The organism is Nodosilinea sp. FACHB-141, from assembly GCF_014696135.1.
In the GTDB taxonomy this organism is placed as follows: domain Bacteria; phylum Cyanobacteriota; class Cyanobacteriia; order Phormidesmidales; family Phormidesmidaceae; genus Nodosilinea.
The window spans coordinates 15,919-35,204 of record NZ_JACJPP010000019.1; the positions used below are offsets into that span (position 1 = coordinate 15,919).

The 19,286-nt window shown below is 58.0% G+C and carries 15 protein-coding genes and 1 tRNA gene; 9 read left to right on the top strand and 7 right to left on the bottom strand.

Features of this window, described 5'->3' with window-relative positions:
- Positions 1–206: 206 nt before the first annotated feature.
- The gene (gene pruA / locus H6F59_RS19795) at positions 207–3,209 is read right to left on the bottom strand and encodes an L-glutamate gamma-semialdehyde dehydrogenase (RefSeq protein WP_190704378.1); all 3,003 of its coding nucleotides are present in this window, start codon (positions 3,207–3,209) and stop codon (positions 207–209) included.
- A gap of 174 nt (positions 3,210–3,383) precedes the next feature.
- On the opposite strand from pruA, the gene H6F59_RS19800 reads away from it, so the two are divergent.
- The 5 genes from H6F59_RS19800 (at position 3,384) to H6F59_RS19820 (ending at position 7,254) form a co-directional block, all read left to right on the top strand.
- Positions 3,384–3,959 carry a Uma2 family endonuclease gene (locus H6F59_RS19800; protein ID WP_190704381.1) on the top strand — a complete coding sequence of 192 codons (576 nt, stop codon included), beginning with the start codon at positions 3,384–3,386 and terminating at the stop codon, positions 3,957–3,959.
- Between the two features lie 68 nt (positions 3,960–4,027).
- Entirely contained in the window at positions 4,028–4,558 is a 531-nt protein-coding gene (locus tag H6F59_RS19805) for a tetratricopeptide repeat protein (RefSeq protein ID WP_190704384.1), read from the top strand.
- 109 nt (positions 4,559–4,667) lie between these two features.
- Complete coding sequence (locus H6F59_RS19810; protein ID WP_190704387.1) at positions 4,668–5,618, top strand: putative selenate ABC transporter substrate-binding protein; 951 nt, start codon at positions 4,668–4,670, stop codon at positions 5,616–5,618.
- An 8-nt stretch (positions 5,619–5,626) separates the two neighbouring features.
- Positions 5,627–6,373, top strand: coding sequence for a phosphonate ABC transporter ATP-binding protein (locus H6F59_RS19815; protein ID WP_190704391.1), 747 nt, complete (start codon positions 5,627–5,629; stop codon positions 6,371–6,373).
- A gap of 143 nt (positions 6,374–6,516) precedes the next feature.
- On the top strand, positions 6,517–7,254 hold the full coding sequence (locus tag H6F59_RS19820; RefSeq protein WP_190704394.1) for an endonuclease/exonuclease/phosphatase family protein: 738 nt from the start codon (positions 6,517–6,519) through the stop codon (positions 7,252–7,254).
- Positions 7,255–7,257: 3 nt separating this feature from the next.
- Here the strand turns inward: H6F59_RS19820 and surE are convergent, their stop codons facing one another.
- Together surE and hemB are read right to left on the bottom strand one after the other, a co-directional pair.
- Positions 7,258–7,941 (bottom strand): 5'/3'-nucleotidase SurE, encoded by a 684-nt coding sequence (gene surE, locus H6F59_RS19825; protein ID WP_190704397.1) that lies wholly within the window; start codon positions 7,939–7,941, stop codon positions 7,258–7,260.
- 160 nt (positions 7,942–8,101) lie between these two features.
- A complete protein-coding gene (gene hemB / locus H6F59_RS19830) occupies positions 8,102–9,082 on the bottom strand; it encodes a porphobilinogen synthase (protein WP_190521384.1) in 981 nt (326 codons plus the stop codon).
- A gap of 364 nt (positions 9,083–9,446) precedes the next feature.
- Between hemB and H6F59_RS19835 the strand changes: the two genes are divergently transcribed.
- From H6F59_RS19835 to H6F59_RS19845, 3 genes are all read left to right on the top strand, one after another.
- Positions 9,447–9,518 (top strand) — tRNA-Lys (locus H6F59_RS19835).
- A gap of 248 nt (positions 9,519–9,766) precedes the next feature.
- A complete protein-coding gene (gene fba / locus H6F59_RS19840; RefSeq protein WP_190521382.1) occupies positions 9,767–10,846 on the top strand; it encodes a class II fructose-bisphosphate aldolase in 1,080 nt (359 codons plus the stop codon).
- A 211-nt stretch (positions 10,847–11,057) separates the two neighbouring features.
- Entirely contained in the window at positions 11,058–11,936 is an 879-nt protein-coding gene (locus H6F59_RS19845; protein WP_190704401.1) for an inositol monophosphatase family protein, read from the top strand.
- Between the two features lie 87 nt (positions 11,937–12,023).
- Here H6F59_RS19845 and H6F59_RS19850 read toward each other — a convergent pair whose 3' ends face one another.
- From H6F59_RS19850 to H6F59_RS19860, 3 genes are all read right to left on the bottom strand, one after another.
- A complete protein-coding gene (locus tag H6F59_RS19850) occupies positions 12,024–15,968 on the bottom strand; it encodes a hypothetical protein (RefSeq protein ID WP_190704403.1) in 3,945 nt (1,314 codons plus the stop codon).
- A gap of 88 nt (positions 15,969–16,056) precedes the next feature.
- The gene (gene hpsN, locus H6F59_RS19855; RefSeq protein WP_190704407.1) at positions 16,057–17,022 is read right to left on the bottom strand and encodes a hormogonium polysaccharide biosynthesis glycosyltransferase HpsN; all 966 of its coding nucleotides are present in this window, start codon (positions 17,020–17,022) and stop codon (positions 16,057–16,059) included.
- 149 nt (positions 17,023–17,171) lie between these two features.
- Entirely contained in the window at positions 17,172–18,089 is a 918-nt protein-coding gene (locus H6F59_RS19860; RefSeq protein ID WP_190704410.1) for an NAD(+) kinase, read from the bottom strand.
- A 295-nt stretch (positions 18,090–18,384) separates the two neighbouring features.
- Between H6F59_RS19860 and H6F59_RS19865 the strand changes: the two genes are divergently transcribed.
- Positions 18,385–18,645: a DUF3146 family protein gene (locus H6F59_RS19865; protein WP_190521372.1), complete on the top strand. Its 261-nt coding sequence runs from the start codon at positions 18,385–18,387 to the stop codon at positions 18,643–18,645.
- Between the two features lie 20 nt (positions 18,646–18,665).
- Here H6F59_RS19865 and H6F59_RS19870 read toward each other — a convergent pair whose 3' ends face one another.
- On the bottom strand, positions 18,666–19,067 hold the full coding sequence (locus H6F59_RS19870; protein WP_190704511.1) for a Holliday junction resolvase RuvX: 402 nt from the start codon (positions 19,065–19,067) through the stop codon (positions 18,666–18,668).
- Between the last annotated feature and the right edge of the window lie 219 nt (positions 19,068–19,286).

The window sequence follows — 19,286 nt, forward strand, 5'->3', positions numbered from 1 at the left end:
AGCTTGTGTCGAGGGACTGCAATACTGGGTCTAGGGCTGGAGATAAGGTGCGGTTAACTAGTGCTGTGTTGCGATCGCAACACAGCAATATATTCAGGAAGTATCGGGGTTACAGCTTATCGCTGATACCTCCGGTGAGGAAGACCCTTTTTGTAAACCGCTCTCGGGTTTTATTAAGAACCCGAAGAGCGGCTCTGCTACGGGAGTTAATCTACGCCTTCAATCGGAGCAAAGCCCTGGCGCTGGACGTTTTCACTAACGTGGCGAGGTTCTAGAAATTGCAGCAGGTAGTCTGGGCCGCCCGCTTTAGAACCAACGCCCGACATCTTGAAGCCGCCGAAGGGCTGGCGAGAGACGATCGCCCCCGTAATCCCCCGATTGATGTAGAGGTTGCCAACAGCAAACTCGTTCTGCACCCGCTCAATGTGGGAAGGAGTGCGGGAGTAGAGTCCGCCCGTTAACCCGTAGTCGGTATCGTTGGCGATGCGTAGGGCATCGTCGAAGTCTTGGGCTTTGATGACGGCTAGAACCGGGCCAAAGATTTCTTCTTGGGCGATCGCTGCATCAGGTTTCACATTAGTAAACACAGTAGGGCCAACGAAGTAACCGTCGGCGGGCGTTGGCATTTCCAGCGCCAGGGTAGCTTCGGCTTTGCCTTTCTCGATGTACTCCTTGATTTTGGCCTGGGCGTTGGCGTCAATCACCGGGCCGACCTTGGTGCTGGGTTTCACCGCTTCGCCCACATTGAGAGAGCGGGTGGCTTCTACCAAGCGATGGATAAAGGCGTCATACACCGAGGCCACCACGATCGCCCGAGAACAAGCCGAGCATTTCTGGCCGCTGTAGCCAAAGGCGGAGTAGACCACGCCCTGCACCGCTTGATCTAAATCCGCGCTTTCGTCGATGATGATGCCGTTTTTGCCGCCCATTTCAGCGATCACGCGCTTCATGTGGCGCTGGCCAGGTCGCCATTGGGCCGCATCGGCGTAGATGCGACAGCCCACCTCGCGGGAGCCGGTAAAGGCAATCAGGTGCACGTCCGGGTGGTTAACCAGGTGTGCGCCGACGGTAGAGCCTCGGGCCGGGAGGTACTGAAAAACGCCGGGGGGCATACCCGCTTCGATCAAAATTTCGGCGATCTTGGCGGCGATCACGGCGGAGTTTTCAGCGGGCTTGAGGATGGTGCAGTTACCGGTGACTAGAGCCGCGACGGTCATGCCGGTAGCGATCGCTAGGGGAAAATTCCAAGGCGAGATCACTACTGCGATGCCGCGCGGGAAGTAGCGATAGCGGTTGGTTTCACCGGGGTAGTCGTAGGCGTACCCAGCATCAAGCCGCTCCATCTCGTCAGCGTAGTAGCGGCAGAAGTCAATGGCTTCGGAGACTTCAGGGTCGGCCTGACCCAGGGGTTTGCCGACTTCGTACACCATCCAGGCGTTGAGTTCGTGGCGGCGCTCTTCCATGAGATCAGCGGCGCGACGCAGGATAGCTCCGCGCTCCTTTGCAGGTGTGGCGGCCCAGGCAGGGAAAGCCGCTTTGGCAGCGGCGATCGCCGCATCTGCTTGCTCTTGACTGGCCAATCCCAGCTTGCCGACCAGTTCCGCTGGCTTCGACGGGTTCACCGAATCTGCCGTAGCTTCGGTATCGACCGCTTCACCATTGATGATCGGGTTGTAACGCCGACCGAGTTGGGCGTGGACGGTCTTAAGTGCTTCGGTGGCTTGGGATCGCTTGGTGGCGATCGCGAAGTCGAGGTCGGGGGCGTTGGGGTAGGGGGCGGGGGGTAAGGGATGCGCGGTGTTGCCGGGGGCGTCTTCTGGGGCAAACTCCGGTGCCGCCAGCAGGGTCTCTACGGGCACGTCTTCCTGGTTCTGCCGCAGGAACGAGCTGTTGGCGGTATTTTCCAGCAGGCGGCGAATTAGGTATGACATCCCCGGAATCAGCTCGCCAAAGGGAGCATAGACCCGTACCCGGTAGCCTTTATCAGCTAGGGTTTTGGCCAGCTTGTCAGCCATGCCGTAGAGCACTTGCAGCTCGATGTTGCGGCGGGGAATGTTGAGTTCTTCGGCGATCGCCATGGCGTGGGCCTGCGATCGCACGTTATGGCTGCCAATAGCGGCATAGAGGTATTGATGGTTCTCTAGCAGCAGCCGGGTCATGCGCTCAAAATTGGCGTCGGTAGAAACTTTTTGGCTATAGACCGGGCTACGCCAGCCGTTTTGCCGCGCAGTAATAGTCTCTTGATCCCAGTAAGCACCCTTCACCAGGCGCACGGTGACCGGGGTGCCGCGATTTTTCGCCCAAATCACCAGATCCTTCAGATCGTTGTAGCTGTCCTGTAGGTAGGCCTGCAGGGTAACGCCCAGGTCGTCGCGCTGGCGAAATTCAGCCTCCATCAAAATGTCTTTGAGAATTGCCAGGGTCAGGGCCTTGTAGCGGTACTGCTCCATATCGAAGTGGACAGCAACGCCTAGTTCCTGGGCGCGGCGCAGCAGGGTGCGAATGTGCTCGCTCACCTTGGCGCGGCTGCCTTCCGCATCCAGCGGGTCGAACTGGGAGTAGAAGGCGGTGAGCTTAACGGAAACCTGAACCTTGGCTAGTTCCTTGCCATCTGCCAGATCGATCGCGTCGACGGTCTTCCAGTTTTTCGCCGCATTAGACAGCTGCGCCATTAAATCCAGGTAGCGCTGAAGGTAGGCATGGGCTTCTTCCTCAGTGATCACCGCTTCACCCAGCAGATCCATGGTGAAGGTGAGCTTGTCTTTGCGCATGCGCTCGATCGCCCTGATCGCCTTCTCGATGGTTTCGCCCGAAATGTAGCGATAGGCGAGGGTTTCCACCGCTGGGGCAACGGTGGTAGCGGCGAGTTGGCCAGGCACCGAATCGGGATTGGTAAAGTTCAGCAATCCCTTGAGCGCATTGGGCAGTTCGACTTCTTCCGCCGATAGATACTCCTGCAGGTGGCGGGCGATCTCAGGTTTGCTGCGCAGGGCAGGCAGCGCGTCGATGAAGCGAAACAGCTGCACCTTCAGCCCAGGGTTGCCCATGGCAAAATCCATAATTCTGTCGTCCCAGCGCATTTGGTCGCGCATTTGGGCGAAGAGGTTTTTCTTCTCGCGGGTGGCGCCGAGCAGGACGGTGGCGATCGCGAGGGTCTTAGCCTCGTACTGTAGTGAGTCGGTCTGAGGCTTAATTGCTGGGGCTACCACGGTGTTTGTCTCCTTATTCCCTTACTCCATCTTGAGCGAAAAAAGTCGGGTTAAGGGGCCGTGTCAAGATTCTATGGGAGACGGAGATGCTCGGTTCGCAAACAGGTCGTTGAGGGAATTCGCTTAGCCGGACTTCTATGATAAAAACAGCCAATTCTCTTCCTGGGTTCTGTGATGACGGCTTACACCATTAAGCTCCAGCCTGCCCTAACCATGACCGATGAGCAGTTCTACCAACTGTGCATCACCAACCCCGACCTCAAGTTTGAGCGCAATGCCCAGGGAGATCTGCTGATCATGTCGCCAACGGGTGGAGAAACCGGCAACCGCAATGTAGAACTAGCCACAGAGTTTGTGCTGTGGAATCGTCAGCATCGGCTAGGAGTTGTCTTTGACTCATCCACCGGGTTTAAGCTGCCGGGAGGTGGCGATCGCTCGCCCGATGTCGCCTGGGTCGAGCAATCTCGCTGGGACGCCCTCAACTCTGAGCAAAGGCAAAAATTTCCACCCATCGCTCCCGACTTTGTGCTGGAGCTGCTGTCGCCCAGCGATCGCCTCTCAGTGGTGCAAACCAAAATGCAGGAATACATGGCTAGCGGCGTCCGGCTCGGCTGGCTGATTAACCCCAGCAGCAGACAGGTCGAAGTCTACCAACCGGAGCAAGTTGCCGAGTTGTTGAACAACCCAATCCACCTTTCAGGAGAACCCGTTCTGCCTGGCTTTGTGCTGGATATGAACTTAATCTGGTAACCAGCAATCCATTCCGGCAGAATAAAGGTTCGGCGTAATTACCCGGCTGTAGATAGTTTTCTTGACCCATGACCGAAGACCCACGCGATCGCGCCAAAACCCAGTACGCCTATGGCCAAGCTGCCTTTGAGCGGGGCAGCTACCGCGAGGCCGTGGAGTTTTTTGAGGAGGCCGTTAAGCTCGCTAAGGCCACCACACCCCTGGGCGGCGAAATTCAAACCTGGCTGGTGAATGCCTACAGTGCAGTGGGGCGACAGAACGATGCGATCGCCCTCTGCCAGGCCCTAGCTCGCCACCCCGACCTAGAGACCCGCAAGCAGGGCAAAAATCTTCTTTACATTCTGCAAGCGCCCCAGCTCCAGCGGCCGACGAACTGGATGACCGAAATTCCGGCTTTAGACAATTTGTCTCAAGATGGCTCCCAGAGTTCGGGCGGTTCGGGTTATTCAACAGCGGCAAAGGCGGCCCCGCGATCGCGTCCCAAGCCTGAGCCCGTTCCCCTTGACCCCAGCCAGATCAATACTAAAGACAACGGCTTTTTGTGGGCTGCGCTGGTGGGGGTTGCCCTAGTGCTAGGCGGGCTGCTCTGGTTGAGCTAGAACCTGGCAGCGTTGACCTAAGTCCTAGACATTCCCCAGGGAGAGCATTGCTTTGGGGGGGATCCGACCCGTATGATTTAGTGCTGCTGTTTAGGGCACTACTCAAGTCATGGTAAGCATTCGTCGTTCATGGATTGCAGGGGTATCGAGCCTGCTGTTGCTCCTGCCTTTGGGAGCCTGTGCGCCCTCTGAGCCAAGGCAAGGGGCTTCCGGAGAAGACGGCGCTGCGACGGAGCAGAGCACCCTTCCCCTGACCGCCGGAGCTATTCCTGACCAAGATCCTGAGGTGCTTCAGCGGCTTTATACCAAGCTGGCCGACTACTTAGAGGCCGAGCTGGGTGTTCCCGTCGACTACAAGCCCGTGACTGACTACGCCGCCGCCGTTACGGCTTTTAAGGTCGGGGACCTCGATTTGGTCTGGTTCGGTGGCTTAACAGGGGTGCAGGCACGGTTACAGGTTCCGGGGGCTGAGGCGATCGCCCAGCGCGACATTGATGAACAGTTCCACAGCGTCTTTATCGCCAACACCGCCGCTGGCCTTAAAGAATTCTCGGACATCCAAGACCTGACCCAAATTAAGGGCCGCACCTTTACTTTTGGCAGCGAGTCTTCCACCTCTGGACGATTGATGCCCCAGCACTTTATGGAAGAGGCGGGCCTCGACACCGCCCAAGACTTCAAAGGGGAAGTGGGTTTCTCAGGCAACCACGACACCACCATTAAGCTGGTGGAGGCGGGCACCTATGAAGTGGGAGCCCTCAACGAGCAGGTGTGGCTCGATCGCGTCGCTGAAGGTGCAGTTGATACCACTAAAGTCGACGTCATTTGGCGCACTCCGCCCTACTTTGACTACCACTGGGTGATTAGCCCCGAGGTGGATGAGCGCTACGGCGACGGTTTTGCCGACAAGGTGCAGGCTGCCCTGATGGCCCTCGACCCCGCCGTGCCCGAACACAAGGAAATTCTCGATCTGTTTGGGGCTGAGCGCTTTATTGCCACCGACAACGACAACTACGCCGAGATCGAAGCGGTGGGCCGCAAGATCGGCAAGATTCAGTAGTGCCTGCGATGGGGGCGGGACCGATATTTCAGTTGGAGGGGGTGAGCTGTCGGTTTGGAGCGGTGGCGGCCCTCACTGATTGCAGCTTAGCAATCGCCCCCGGCGAACGGGTGGCGCTGATCGGCCCCAGCGGCGCAGGCAAAAGCACGTTGCTGAGTCTGCTCAACGGCAGTCAGACTCCCACTACCGGGCGAGTGGTGATTCTCGGGCAGGATGTCAATCGCCTCAGCCCCAGAAAGCGGCGGCGGATTCAGCGATTGGTAGGCACGGTTTATCAGCAGCACCACCTGGTGGGCAACCTAGCCGTGGTTCACAACGTCAATGCCGGTCACCTAGGGCGATGGCCGCTACTGAGGGCGCTGTGGTCACTGGTATGGCCCCAGCAGGTGCAGACTGCGGCCCAGGCGCTAGCCCAGGTGGGCATTGCCGACAAGCTCTACGCCCGCACCGATCGCCTCTCGGGCGGCCAGCAGCAGCGGGCGGCTCTAGCCCGGGTGCTGGTGCAAGACCCTGCTGCTATTCTGGCGGATGAGCCGATTTCAAGCGTGGATCCTGAGCGATCGCGCGCCCTGATGGATCTGCTGCGCCAGCTCAGCGAAACCACCGGCAAAACCCTGGTGATTAGCCTGCACGAGGTGGAATTTGCGGTGAAGTACTGCGATCGCGTTGTTGGCTTGCGCCAGGGCCAAATTCTGTTCGATGTCCCAACCACAGAAGTTAGCGAAACCATGCTGACTGACCTTTACCGCCTTTAGCTCAGCACTATCCCCGCCAAAAGCTTTATCAAAGGCAGCAGCCAAGCAATTTTGTATTAAAGAATATATGCAAGAGGCAGACTTCCAAGATTAAGTAGTGGTTGCTACAGAGCCTCTCTGTTACGCCTGTCTACTGATCCTGAATGAAAATCGCCACTTGGAACCTTGAGCGCGCGCTACCTGAGTCGGGGCGGGCTGAACGCCAGCGACAATGGCTCAGCCGCATCGATGCCGACATTTGGATTTTGACCGAAACTCACCTGGGCATTACTCCAGGGGCAGATTACTACTCTGTGGCCAGCAGCCTGCCCGATCGCCCCGGAGCCGACGGTGAGCGCTGGGTGCAAATTTGGGTCAAGACCGGGGTGTTAACACCGTTAGAAACCTCTGATGAGGCTCGCACCGCCGCCGCCCTGCTGACGCTGCCCGACAGCCAGCAATGGGTGCTATACGGCACAGTGCTGCCGTGGTTAGGAAGCGGCTGGCGAGCCCACCCCGCCTCCAAAGGCCAAGCCTTTGCCGCTGCCTTAGCCGCACAGCAGGCCGACTGGCAAAAGCTGCGGACGATCTACCCAGAGGCAGCTTTGCTGGTCGCCGGCGACTTCAACCAAGATCTGGATAATCTGCACTACTATGGGTCACGCCAAAACAAGCAGGCCCTGCGACAGGCATTGGCCGATGTGGGGCTAGACTGCCTCACCGCTGGAGAAAACGACCCGGTGCATCAGTTGATCTGCGGGCAGCACTCCAACATTGACCACATCTGTTTATCCCAAAATTTGCCTGGGCAGTTTCGAAGTTCCTTTGCCTGGCCGCCACGCCTTGAGGATCTACGCGGTCTATCCGATCATTTTGGCGTTGGCGTAGACATTCATGTCTAGGCGCTACCACAGGCAAATTTTAGTCACGGCAATGTTGCCGCCAAAGCAGACAGCCACGTCTGAGTCGGGGTCGTGGCGGCGATCGCCATACTTGCCCGTATAGTAAAACTGGCCTTGGTCAACCTTGAACTCAGTGGGCAGGGGCTGGGTACAGAGGGTGCAAAAGACAATCTCAGGGTCGGTATCACCCGGCTGCAAGTGGGGTAAATTCACGTTCCAAAAGCACCCCGGCGGCAGTGTCTCAGCCATCAGCACATCGACCACCTGGGCGGTCAGACGAGTCGCCAACCCCCAATCCACCGGACGACGATTCTCAATGTAGTGAGAAATCGCCACCCCCGGCACCCGCAGCAGCGCCGCCTCCCGTACCGCAGCCACAGTGCCTGACAGGTGAATATCGGCCCCCATATTGCCCCCAGCGTTAATACCCGAGAGCACCCAGGTGGCATCAGGGCACAGGTGGCTAAGGGCAACGCGGGTGCAATCGGCAGGGGTGCCGCCAATGGCAAAGGCGCGATCGCTGCGCTGGTCGATGGCGATTGGGCCGCCCCGGTTCATCTGATGGCTACAGCCCGAGAGATGCTGGTCAGGAGCCACCACCCAGGTAGGATAGTTAGCCAAGGCATTTCGTAGCGCCTGAATGCCCGGCGCATCAATGCCATCGTCGTTGGTGAGCACAAAGGTCATGGGTGCAGTAGCAGAAATTCTCTGCCTAAAATTTAGAGCGTAGCCCTGACATCATAGGACTACGCTCTAGGAATTTCTAACCGGTGGCGGAACCTGACTGAACAGACCTGCTTGAGGGCTTTCACCTAGTGGTGAGTAGTGCCCACCCTACGGCAAGGAATTAACCTAGCCAACGGGCGACATCTTTGGCGTGGTAGGTCAAAATCAGGTCAGCCCCGGAGCGCTTGAAGCTGGTCATGGTTTCCATCACCACTTTTTGCTCATCGATCCAGCCGTTGAGGGCGGCGGCCTTGACCATGGCGTATTCGCCCGACACGTTGTAGGCGGCTACCGGCAGGTTGGTGGCCTGCTTCACCCGCCAGATAATATCCATGTAGGCCAAGGCGGGTTTCACCATTAGCATGTCGGCCCCTTCGGCGATGTCGAGCTCAATTTCCTTCAGAGCTTCGGTGCCGTTGGCGGGGTCCATCTGGTAAGTGCGGCGATCGCCAAACTGGGGCGCACTCTCCGCCGCATCGCGAAACGGCCCGTAGTAGGCCGAGGCGTATTTCGCTGCATAGGAGAGAATCGGCAGGTCTTCAAAACCGCTCTCGTCGAGCCCAGCGCGAATCGCTTGCACAAAGCCATCCATCATCCCCGAGGGCGCGATGATGTCAGCCCCGGCGTTGGCCTGGGCCACGGCAGTTTTCTTCAGCAATTCCAGGGTGGGATCGTTGAGCACCCGGCCGCTGAGATCGCCCACCTCTAAATAGCCGCAGTGGCCATGGGAGGTGTACTCGCACAGGCAGGTATCGACAATCACCATCAGGTCGGGCACCGCCTCTTTGACGGCGGTGGTGGCCTTTTGCACAATGCCGCAGTCGTGCCAGGCCCCGGTGGCGTCGGTATCTTTCTCGTCAGGAATGCCAAACAGAATAATGGCGGGAATACCCAGGTCGTAGACTTCCTTGGCTTCTTCTACGATCTTGTCGATCGAAAGCTGGTAGACCCCCGGCATCGACGAGACTTCCTTCGCCACCTGGTCGCCCGGTACCGCAAACAGCGGATAAATCAGGTCAGCCTGGGTCACCAGGGTCTCTTGCACCATGCGGCGGAGTTGCGGATGCTGGCGCAGACGGCGAGGGCGATGGGTGGGAAACATAGCCTGTAGTGTGATGAGGTTTTATCTAAAAATGAAGCTTCATTAAACTAAAGCTCTATTCAGGGCCTAAAACAAGCGCTTGGTAACGTTCCGTAACTAAGTTTGAGCTGGGCTAGAGTTCGCCCGGCAAGTGGTAAAGGGGTATGAGGGGATCCCGCTTATGGGTGCTGATCCAAATCGAATGGGAGCAAATGGGGAAACTAAGGGCACAGGCGATCGCCCCACAATCGTTCTGCCCCGCTGGACAACCAAGCCAGCCAAAGCCGCAAGTTTTTTTTGAAAGCATGTTGCAAAATCCCCACGGCGGTATGCTATGTTTATAAGCCGTGTCTGGTTCATAACCAAACACCACTTCCCCTCACGGGGGTCGCTAGCTCAGCGGTAGAGCACTCGGCTTTTAACCGATTGGTCCTGGGTTCGAATCCCAGGCGACCCATTTTTATAGTTTGAGTTTTGTCTGCCTTCCGGTAACAGAGTTCACGGTTCCTGTCCCCCAGTGTTTTATGATGGGTCAAACAGCAGGGCAAACACACCCCAGCTGGGTGGGGAGTTCTTTTTAAGCTTGACTTTAGCTTGTCCAAACATTTCGTTATATATCCATCGATCTATCCTAAGATTGATGAGTAAGGCTACCTACTAAAACGTCTGAAGGCCTAACGGCGAGAACACACTAGGAGGATTTTTATGGCGCTTGTCTCACTGAGGCTACTGCTGGATCACGCGGCTGAGAATGGCTACGGCATTCCGGCTTACAACGTAAACAACCTGGAGCAAATTCTGGCCATCATGAAGGCGGCGGATGACACCGACAGCCCCGTGATTTTGCAGGCCTCTCGCGGTGCTCGTTCCTACGCTGGCGAAAACTTCCTGCGCCACCTGGTGCTCGCTGCGGTCGAAACCTACCCCCACATTCCCGTGGTGATGCACCAAGACCACGGCAACTCTCCTGCCACCTGCTACTCGGCGCTGCGCAACGGCTTCACCAGCGTCATGATGGACGGATCCCTGGAAGCTGACGCCAAAACCCCCGCCAGCTTTGAGTACAACGCTGCCGTTACCGGTGAAGTGGTGAAAGTAGCCCACTCCATCGGCTGTAGTGTAGAAGGCGAACTGGGCTGCCTCGGCTCCCTCGAAACCGGTGCTGGCGAAGCAGAAGACGGTCACGGCTTTGAGGGCACCCTCAGCCACGACCAGCTGCTCACCGACCCCGACGAAGCGGTTCAATTTGTAGAAGCCACCCAGGTAGATGCTTTGGCCGTGGCCATCGGCACCAGCCACGGTGCCTACAAGTTCACCCGCAAGCCCACCGGCGAAATCTTGGCTATCAGCCGCATCGAAGAAATTCACCGCCGCCTACCCAACACCCACCTAGTTATGCACGGGTCTTCCTCCGTGCCCCAGAAGTGGCTCGATATGATCAACGAGTACGGCGGGAATATTCCTGAGACCTATGGTGTGCCCATCGAAGAAATTCAGAAGGGCATCAAGAGCGGTGTGCGCAAGGTCAACATCGACACCGACAACCGTCTAGCCATCACCGCCGCCATCCGCGAAGCGGCCTTTAAGGATCCCGCTAACTTTGATCCTCGCCACTTCATGAAGCCCTCAATGAAGTACATGACTGAGGTCTGTGCTGAGCGCTATGACGCCTTTGGCACTGCCGGTCAGGCCAGCAAGATCAAGCAAGAGCCCGTGGAAGTTTACGCTGCTAAGTACGCCAAGGGCGAACTTGACGCTAAAGTTTCCACCACCGCTGCGGTCTAGTCACAAGCTATAGGTCAAATCCTTTACGGAATTGACCTCACCTGAACCAACCCAGGGCTTCTTCGTTTGAGGAAGCCCTATTTTTTTAGATTATTTTGCTATTCCGGCGCTGGTATAGCCGGTAAAGTCTGGGTTAGCCCAAAATACCAAAACTCAAGCCTATCGAGCGTTTTTTTCGCTCTTCTATTTTCGTTCTTTTGCTGCATCTCCTATGGCCCCCACTACTCCCCGGCAAATTCTAGCCGCGCTGCTGCCCTATCTCAAAACCGCTGGGGCCTATGCCCAGCAGGTTCAGGCTCAAATTGCGGCTCAGCCCGACAAAGACGGCAAGGGCGACAACTTTTTTGCCTCGGCCCTCAGCGATGCGGATTTGTCGATTCAAACCATGATGGAGGTGGTGCTGCTGGGGCTGTTTCCCTCGGTGCGCTTCTACGGCGAAGAGCACGAGCAGACCTACAACACCAAATACTTTCGCGCCATTGACCTAGGGCCGCAGGGCGATTATCTAATCACCCTCGACCCCATCGACGGCACTCAGTTCTATTTAGATGGCCACTCAAACTACCAGATCATTCTGGGGATTCTCAACGCGGATGACTACGAAGCAGCGATCGCCATTACCCCTAGCCAAGACCTCTACTACTACACCCTACGAGGAGAGGGCACGTTTATGGGGAGTTTGGCACAGTCCCTCGACGATTGCACCCAGATCAAGGTGCAAAGCCCCAAGCCAGCTATCTGTCTGGGGTGGCAAATGGGAGATCTGGTGCCCTATTTGAGCGATCGCTACCGGGTCTACCACACCAAAACCGACTATTCCAAAGAGACCCAAATTCCCAACTTTAACGGCCTGCTCAGCAGCGATTTAGCCGGGGCCGTGCTGGCCAAAGGGCAGTTTATTGACGGAGCCGTGCTGGCCTTTATGGCCCAAGAAATGGGGTTTATTGTCACCACATTTACAGGCGAGCCGCCGCCGCCGTTGCACACTTGTAGCAACTACCTGAGACCGGGCATGGTGATCGGCAGTTCTAAAGCTGTGCATAGCGATCTGCTAGCCGCTGTCACCGCCGCTAGAGTAGTTGGCTCCTAAAGATTTAGCAGCTTAGAACAGAGAGTCCATTGAGTTTTGAATTGCTCGGTTTAACTCAAAACTGAGAACTCAAAACTTATCCCTTCCCTACTGCCAGGCATCTAAGTCTTGCCCCCAGTTTTGGGTAAGCTGCAGCCACTGACCGCGGCGACGCTCTACATCGGCGGCAATCCAGATCAGAGCGATGCCGACTAAAATGCCGGCCACCCACTTAATGAAGGGAAAGGCCGCGTTGAGCACTACCAGCTGATTAAGGGCGTTGAGGACAAAAACAACGGTGCCCACGTAGAGCAAAGCCCGAATGCGCAGCACGAGCCCTGCGGCGATCGCCCCCAGGGCCATGGTCCCAGCTGGCAGTCCGGTCCACCGCTCCGTAATTAGGGCAGTGAATAAAATGAGCGCCAAGGCCATCATCCGGAGCCAATGCCGCTGTTCTTTGCCCTCGGGCCGCTGCAACGCCGGGTCTAGTTGAGCAACGTAGAGCAGCAATAGCCCCAGGGGCAGCAACCAGGCCAGGCCATCGCGAATCGCTGCCTTTTCTAGCCAAATCCAGATCGCCCAAGCGGCACAAACTACAGATAGATAAGAAACGCGAATTTTGCCGCTGTGCCAGGCCAGCCAGCCGTAGAACCCTACTAGCACCCAGAGCGTCGGAATGTGGTCAACGCCGCCCGCGAGTAGCGTGATAGCCAGGGGTACCCCAACCGCCGTTACCCGCCAGGGGCGCTGAGGCCAGCCCCAGGTGGCCCAAGGTAGCCAATACACTGGCACCGCTACGACACAGGCCACCACGCCCCACCAGTTGTCGAGAAATGCCAAAACTGGGAACAGCGATCGGCCCAGGGCAAACCAGCCCACCAGCTCGACCAGGCCAGCGTAGACCCAGGCATGCTGTACCTCACCAGAGGCACCCAACCGGCCCTGGCTGAGGGCATAGAGCACCAGGGCGGTGGCGATCGCCAACCCCAACCACCCCAAGGTCGCCTCGGTAAACCCAAGGCCAATGCCGTACCCCAGCATGAGCAAACTACCAATAAACCAGTGCAGGTGAGCTGCCCAGATAAGCTCCACCTGGGGTAGACCCAGGGTGCGATCGAGCTGCCCTGCGGCCAGGCGATACACGAGCATGATTAATGCGGCAACTCCTGTCAGCACCAGCAGAGCATCTGCCGCCTCGCCGTCAGAGCCCTGCAACATCTGGTAGATCACCAGCTCATACCACCCCACCGACAGCAGCCCCAAGGCCAGCCAGCGAGCCAGGGCCGTTTGGGAACGTTGCCCCACTTCTAGCACCAGCAGGGCCGCGACTACGACTAGCCAGCCTGTCCAGGCTGTGGCCGTATAGGCGCGTAAAGCCAAAGCTATGCCGGCATAGAGCAGCGTCAGGGTCTGTAGGGGAGGAGCCAAGGCCGGGCGAGAACGTCCCACAACTGCGGCTAGGACCAGGGCGATCGCCCCCAGTCCCAGAGTTGGCACTGCCAAAGAAACCACCGCGGGATAACGCTCTACTGCGATCCCCGCTACCAGCAGTTCTATCCCCCAGCCTGCCAGGTAAATAGTGAGAGGCCGCAAGGTTCCCCAAAAGCGGAGGACCAAAGTCATCAAGAATGCAGCCAGGACAGCAACGATCAAGGGGCGAGGTTCTCGCCAGTCGAGGTAGTAGAGAGAGACTGCAATGGTTGAAAGGGTCAGTAAGCCAATGGCCAGGCTGTGACCCCAGCGATCGCAAGCCACCCGATACAGCCCCGGTAGCGAAGGCATTTCGGCCTCTTGGGGCGCGGGCAGCACTCGCCAGGCAATCCACAGCACTGCCATCAGCCCCACCGTCACCAGCCCCCAGTCGGCCAAATGGCGAGGAAAGCCCGTAACCCAATCGGCCAGGCTGCTATAAACCCAGCCCACGGCAAAGCCCACCGCCAAAAACGCTACCTCCGGCCGCCGGTAGAACGTGCTATTTACCCCTGTCAGAGCCGTTGCCGAGCCCAGACCCACTAGCCGAGTCCACGGCAGCCCTAAGGTAAAGGGCAGCGCAATACCTGTAGTTAGCACGCTGGCGCGGTAGCGACCGATCAACAGCAACACCAGCGGTATCACCAGCCCCACCCAACTCGAGCTGACCCGCCAGCCGCTATCGATCAGGTCTGCCCACAGCAGCGCGTAGCTCAGAGCAGACAGTCCAATTCCGTAGAGCCAGGCCGTGCTACCCCAGAGGGCGCGCAGAGTCTTGCTCAGCACCAGCGCCACCGTTGCCAGGGCCACCATGACCACAACCCAGTAACTCAGGGTCAGATTTGGCCAGCGATCGCCAATGGCTGCCACAATACTTCCCAAGGCCAAGCCGTAGGTCACGACAATGCGCCACTGGGCTAGGGAAGGTCGCCGTAGCGTTACCACCAACGTCGTGATCGTAGAGGCGATCAGATTCACCACCAGCACCGGGCCGCTGGCCAGGCTGATCAGCGTCAATACAAAATTGCTAGCCAGGGCAATGCCGTCGCTAAATCGGCCCAGCTTCAGCTTGTCTCGCTGCCGATACCAATCGGCCAAAGCCACCATCCCCACCACATAGGGAAATAGCGAAATCCCTAGCAGTGGCCAGGTGCCAGCCGCAAATTCATCCAACCTAGCAAAGGGGGCGAGCATGGACTGCCGCAACGACAGGGGCAGCATCTCCCAGCCGACGAAGCCGAGCTGTACGGCGATCGCATAGGCAATAAGCAGATCTCGCCGCTTACCCAGCTTGCCTAACGCCTGAACACGCAGCGCCAGCCCGAGCAGACCGATCCCAAACGCTTGAATGAGCCAGTCTGTAATCGCTAGCAGCCAGCCCCACCACAACAGTCCTCGCCCTGCAGCAATGCCCCAACGGGAGGTGCGATCGGCAGAAGACTCAACCCCAGGCGATACCTCTAGACTGGCTTCGCGCTGGGGCTGGGGCACCAGTCGCCGCTGACCCAGCCATACCCAGGTCGCGCCATACAGCCCAAAGGCCAAGCCCAGCTGCCCCAGTTGTTCAGCATCTAAGACACCTAGACCCCTCGCCAGCAGTAGCCCTAAGGCCGCTGTGATGGCTACCGTAGACCAGCGCAGCCCGGGCGATTTGCCCTGCTGTTGCTGACCATAGACCGTGGCCGCAGCAGTTCCCAAAACCCCGGCATAGACCGCCAGCAACGGCACCCCGCCCCACTCACTGCTTAAGCCCCAGCCAGTATGTAGGTAAGCCAATCCCAAAGCATTGGCCTGCTCTAAGGGAGTGCTTTGCTGCTGGCGCAGCACCTGCAGGGCCGTTAGGGTCAGAAGAATAGCGGCGATCGCCCCGACCAGCACTCCGCCCCCGCGCCACACCCCCAGTCCATCCAGCGCCCAAAAATTCAGCGGCCCCAGCAGCAGGGTAATCATTTGCAGGGTTTTAGCCGTCAGCTGCAAATTTGGGCGACGGTGACACCACAGCCCCGCCGCCCAAAACACTAGGGTATAGGCCAGCAGCACCAGGTACTGTCCCACCCCGTTAAACCTAGCCCACTGGGTCGCCGCCAGCACCGCCGACGACAGCACGACTAAAAACACCCCTAGCCCCAGCAGCCACACCACGCTCAGTTCGCTCATCAAGCGGCCAAGCCAAAGGTTTGTAGGGGATGGGCCTTGGGACTGTCGGGAGGTAGTTTGGCGAGGAGTGCGGGGCCGGGGCAATCGCTGGCGTCGAGGGCGATCGGCAGGCTCAGCGGGAATAAAATCCCTAATCGGAGTTGCTTCAGCGGGGATAGGGATTGGGGAGGGCGTCTCTCCCGCCGCTAAGACCCCTTCAGGCTCCAGGAAGGGATTGACCGCATCGGTCAAATCTAATTCTGAACCAGCTACGGTTGCCGCCTCTGGCAACCAGTCACAGCTGAGGCTGGCCTGCCCTAGGTCGCGCACCTGCTGGTCAGTAATCAGCCCCAGCCGTAGCCAAGTGTCTAGCCCTTCTAGCAGTCCCGGCTGATCGGGCGATAGGTCTAGCTGTAATCGAATAATAGGGTCTCGATCGTCAGCCATACTCTGCCTTGGGGGACGGTTCTAGAATTATGGGCGTTGCCACAACAGGTAGATTCTCAATCCTGAGATTCTTAACCTTGGGGTGGGTCTACTCCATATCGGCATAAAGTCGCCCGTGTTTGCCCAAAGTAGTGGCCAGTGTGTAAACCGTATAGAACCAGCCCAACCCAAAAAACAACCCTCGGCTCAGAATCTTCAGCGGATGGCCGCTCTTATTGCAAGGGGGGTGCCCCAGCACGTGGCAGTCAAACAGGCGGCCGTAGAGACGCAGGTTTTGCCCCAGGGTAAGATTTTTCAGCGCCAGCAGAAAATGGTTGTGGTAAAAGTTCATCTGGTAGCTGAGCGATCGCGTCGTGATGTCGTGACAGCCCCCTGTCTCTTCTCCCAGGTGCACCAGGTGCGCCTCCGGGTTGTACCAAATGATGTAGCCGGTGGCGCGAGTGTGGAGGCAAAAGTCAGACTCCTCGCGCACGGCACTGCCGTAGAAGCGCTCATCAAAGCGCAGGCCGTGCTTGTCAAACAATTCTCGCCGAAACGACATGTTGCACCCCCGTGCCGTCAGCACCCGCTGGGGCTGCGTGGTGTGCACTAGGTCAATGTGGTACCAGGCAATTCCTGGATCCATCGCCTGGGGAGGCAGGTAGTCGATTTCCAGATCCGTCTGCTCTGCGAGCTTCATGCGGTCAAACACGCGCCCGGCCACCGCCCCAACTTCTGGCCGCTCCAGAAAAGTGCGGGCGTGGGCGTAGAGGTAGCCCGGAGGCAGCACCACATCGTCGTCGATGAAGAGGACGAGATCGGAATGCGATCGCTCTATGCCCCAATTTCGCGCCGCCGGTAGACTCGCCCAGGGCACTGAGTACCAGGTAATGTCCCCCGCATTTTGCCAAGCCTGAAGCTGCTGCTGGGTCTCCGGCTGGTGGGTTTGAGTCTGGTCTACCACCACCACTTCGTAGGCCGGGTAATTTTGAGCCAGCACACTACGCAGCGTCTCACACAGTACCGCCTCCCGCTGGTAAGTAGGAATAATTACAGCAATGGTGGGCCAATCCATAGCAACAGGGAATGTAGGGCTCAGACCAGTATTCCCACCGATCTACCCCAAGTCGTCCGTCCACCCATTGATAGAACGCTGGGCAGACACATGGAGCTGTCCCTTACCCCCCACTCATCCACCCATCCACCCAACTACTCGACTACCCCTCACGGCAGCTCTACCGACGTTGGCTTAGCAATATGAGGCAGCCCCCAACCCAGCTTTTCCCTCAGCACGGTAAAAAACTCCGGCGGTTTTAGCCGAATGAACCGCGCTGAGTAAGGAGCGCGGCAGGTGCTCACCTCGTCTTTAGTCATGACGTAGCAGCCCGCGTTGCCGTCCACAATCAGCACCAGAGGGTCGGGGTTAGCCGAACGAATCACTACCTGCTCGTGGTCAGGAAATACCAGCCCTCGAGAGGCCAGGGAGTGCGGGCAAATAGGGATGAGCTGAGTCACCGACACCCCAGGGGCAATCACTGGCCCCCCCGCCGAAAGCGAATAAGCTGTAGACCCAGTGGGTGTCGACACAATGATGCCGTCGGCCGCAATATCTACCGGAGAATGGCAGCCGATCGCCACTTCAAAATGACACATGCTGGTCAGGGGCTCACGGTGCAGCACCATCTCGTTGAGGCAGAGGGCTTCCCAGACAAGGCTAGACTCGTGGAAAAGGCGCACCGCTAGCATGCCCCGCTCTTCGACTTCGTAGTCGCCTGCCAGCACCTGGTCGATGGCCTGGGGCAACTGATTCAGGTAAGCCTCGGTCAAAAAGCCCATGTGGCCCGTATTTATTGTCAACAGGGGCACCCCGATGGGGGCCAGTTGCCGACAGGCCGATAGCACCGTGCCATCGCCCCCCAGCACCACCGCGAAACTCATATCGGCATCGAAATTGGGCGGCACTAGACTGTCAAGGGGAGTATGGCAGACGGGGCGCTCGGGCTGAGAATAGCCCAGAATGCCGCCCATGCCGGTGGCCAGGCTGACGGTGTAGCCTCGACGAGTCAGTTTTTCCTCCCATTCGAGAGCGGCCTGGCAGGCCACAGGCTTAACGTCGTTGTAGATAATGCCAACCTTGGGCACAGGCAGGGTCCAACCTTACAATCGGGGAAATCAGGTAAACAAAACGTGCCCTACACCCGCTAAGATGCCGAACACGCTGGGGATCACAATTTAGCTTCTCCCTAGGCTACCGTTTTTTCGTCTAGGGTAAAACAGCCCGTGACCGAATTGCTCGATCGCAGAGTGCTGAGCCGTATCGTTGCCCACAGTATCGGGGTAGACCACAGCCTACGCTACGGTTATCTTACCTGTGGGGGTGTTGCCCAGCCCTTAACCTCGATCACGATTGTTTTGTTATCGCTTTGCTTTTGCCGCCGTGACCCGTCGCCCCTCTGAAACCACCGCCTACGTTCGCATTACCCACCAGTCGTGGAGCCAGGGCCGCATCGAAGGCGAAGTGCGGGCCAGCACCTACGAATGGCAATTTCAGTGGCGCTTTCGCCAGGGCAACCTTCGAGTAGAGCCATCCCTGGGGCGAGCGCTGATTTGCGAACCCCTCAGCCGCTTTCTGGAACGCTTCGACTACCAGCTCGAACCCGGCGGTGACTACTCGTTCACCATTCGGGCAAAGCTCTAGACCAAGAGACAGTTCATGCCCTACTCGCCTGTCAGGCGGTTCAGATAGCGCTCGATCAACAAAATGGCCACGATGTCGTCTATGGGACGAGAAATTTTGCGCAGCGATTGGGGAATGATCCCTGCTAGTCCCGATGGAGGATACATCTGCCAGTAGCGATCGCGCGCCTCCAGCGTGGTATATCGTTCATCCACCAACATGATCCGAGGCGGGTCAGGCAGCTGGCTGAGGGTATCTTTCCAGTTCCCCGAGGCAGTCTGATCGCCCAGCACGATGGTTGAAATTGGAAATCGCTGGCGCAGGGCTGTAATCTCATCGATCACCGCATCGGCGGCAACCACCTGCTGATAGCACAGTAATCGGTCTAGCCCCATGACGGCCAAGCCACATTTTTGCCGTCCGGGGTCAAAGCCTAAAATCATCGGCTGGGACAGAGGGGGGGGAGTGGTCTGGCTCACGGGGGCTGGGGGTAGATTTTCCCCTTCATTGTGCCATCCTGGATCAGTTTTCTTGGGAAGGTGCAGTTCTGGCTGCAGAGCCAAGAAACTCGAAGTGGTTTGCCCGGAATGTGGATGCCTTCTTCGCTATCTAGCGTACAAATCCTTTTCTTTGCACTAAACTTAGGCGGCATCAGCCTAGCT

Coding starts and splice junctions, on each gene's coding strand:
- H6F59_RS19800 (WP_190704381.1), top strand. CDS start 3,384: ATGACGGCTTACACCATTAAGCTCCAGCCTGCCCTAACCATGACCGAT.
- H6F59_RS19805 (WP_190704384.1), top strand. CDS start 4,028: ATGACCGAAGACCCACGCGATCGCGCCAAAACCCAGTACGCCTATGGC.
- H6F59_RS19810 (WP_190704387.1), top strand. CDS start 4,668: ATGGTAAGCATTCGTCGTTCATGGATTGCAGGGGTATCGAGCCTGCTG.
- H6F59_RS19815 (WP_190704391.1), top strand. CDS start 5,627: ATGGGGGCGGGACCGATATTTCAGTTGGAGGGGGTGAGCTGTCGGTTT.
- H6F59_RS19820 (WP_190704394.1), top strand. CDS start 6,517: ATGAAAATCGCCACTTGGAACCTTGAGCGCGCGCTACCTGAGTCGGGG.
- surE (WP_190704397.1), bottom strand. CDS start 7,941: ATGACCTTTGTGCTCACCAACGACGATGGCATTGATGCGCCGGGCATT.
- hemB (WP_190521384.1), bottom strand. CDS start 9,082: ATGTTTCCCACCCATCGCCCTCGCCGTCTGCGCCAGCATCCGCAACTC.
- fba (WP_190521382.1), top strand. CDS start 9,767: ATGGCGCTTGTCTCACTGAGGCTACTGCTGGATCACGCGGCTGAGAAT.
- H6F59_RS19845 (WP_190704401.1), top strand. CDS start 11,058: ATGGCCCCCACTACTCCCCGGCAAATTCTAGCCGCGCTGCTGCCCTAT.
- H6F59_RS19850 (WP_190704403.1), bottom strand. CDS start 15,968: ATGGCTGACGATCGAGACCCTATTATTCGATTACAGCTAGACCTATCG.
- hpsN (WP_190704407.1), bottom strand. CDS start 17,022: ATGGATTGGCCCACCATTGCTGTAATTATTCCTACTTACCAGCGGGAG.
- H6F59_RS19870 (WP_190704511.1), bottom strand. CDS start 19,067: ATGATTTTAGGCTTTGACCCCGGACGGCAAAAATGTGGCTTGGCCGTC.